The organism is Streptomyces recifensis, from assembly GCF_002154615.1.
Lineage (GTDB): Bacteria > Actinomycetota > Actinomycetes > Streptomycetales > Streptomycetaceae > Streptomyces > Streptomyces griseoluteus.
This window is the reverse complement of record NZ_MUNH01000890.1, coordinates 1-930: the sequence shown is the minus strand read 5'-3', so window position 1 is coordinate 930 and position 930 is coordinate 1. Positions and strand designations below refer to the sequence as shown.

At 73.5% G+C, this 930-nt stretch carries 1 protein-coding gene and 1 pseudogene; one reads left to right on the top strand and one right to left on the bottom strand.

Translation table 11 applies throughout. The annotated features are described in order from the left end of the window. Positions 1 to 132: 132 nt before the first annotated feature. Positions 133 to 519: a VOC family protein gene (locus CCN33_RS30635; RefSeq protein ID WP_086696519.1), complete on the bottom strand. Its 387-nt coding sequence runs from the start codon at positions 517 to 519 to the stop codon at positions 133 to 135. A 90-nt stretch (positions 520 to 609) separates the two neighbouring features. On the opposite strand from CCN33_RS30635, the pseudogene CCN33_RS30630 reads away from it, so the two are divergent. Further along, positions 610 to 930: pseudogene (locus tag CCN33_RS30630) on the top strand (hypothetical protein); the annotation flags it as partial.

Here is a 930-nt window from a genome sequence, read left to right as displayed (position 1 = left end):
CCGCTGGACGGCCGAGGACACCACCGCCTGCGCGGCCGACCTCACCGTGGTCCCGGTGGTCAAGGCGGTCTCCCCGCTCCCGATGGCCGAACAGGCCCCCGCCTGCGGCAAGGGAAGCCTGCTGCACCACGGTTAGGAGTACTGCGCGAGCTGGATCAGATTGCCGCAGGTGTCGTCCAGCACCGCGACGGTCACCGGCCCCGCCGCCACCGGCTCCTGGGTGAAGCGCACCCCGAGCCCGCGCAACCGCTCGTACTCGGCGCGCACGTCGTCCACGGCGAAGGAGGTGGCCGGGATGCCGTCGCCGCGCAGGGCGCTGGTGTACGGCTTGGCCGCCGGGTGGACGTCCGGCTCCAGCAGCAGCTCGGTGCCGTCGGGCTGCTCGGGCGAGACCACGGTCAGCCACCGGTACTCGCCGAGCGGCACGTCGGCCTTCCGCACGAAGCCCAGCACCTCGGTGTAGAAGCGCAGCGCCTTCTCCTGGTCGTCGACGAACACGCTGGCCAGGTTGATCCTCATGGGGTGCCCTTCAGAAGGGGTCGCGGAAACGTACTGCGGCCCGATCCTCGCGCATCCGGAGACCCGGCGCGCGGGTGAGAAGCTGGAGGCATGAATCACGCCCAGCTCACCGCGCTAGGCCGCGCTCTCCGGCTCGTCGGGGAGCACGGGGAGGCGCTGTCCGCCGACACCCCGGACTCCCGGCTGCACGAGGTCAAGGCCGATCTGCGCCGCGCGCTGGACCTGCTGGACGAGAGTGTCTCGGCCGGCGCCCCCACCACCCGCTGCGCGGAGCACCCGCAGGGCCCGGTGGACGAGAGCGCGCCGGACCTGTGCCTGCTGTGCGAGACCCGCAGGAGGGCCGCCCGCCGGGCGGAGTACGGCGGGCAGGGACGCGGACTCGAGGCCCCCGCGACCGCCCCCGCCCGGTAC

Excerpts from the sequence above, each read along its gene's own strand:
- CCN33_RS30635 (WP_086696519.1), bottom strand. The coding sequence starts at position 519 with ATGAGGATCAACCTGGCCAGCGTGTTCGTCGACGACCAGGAGAAGGCG.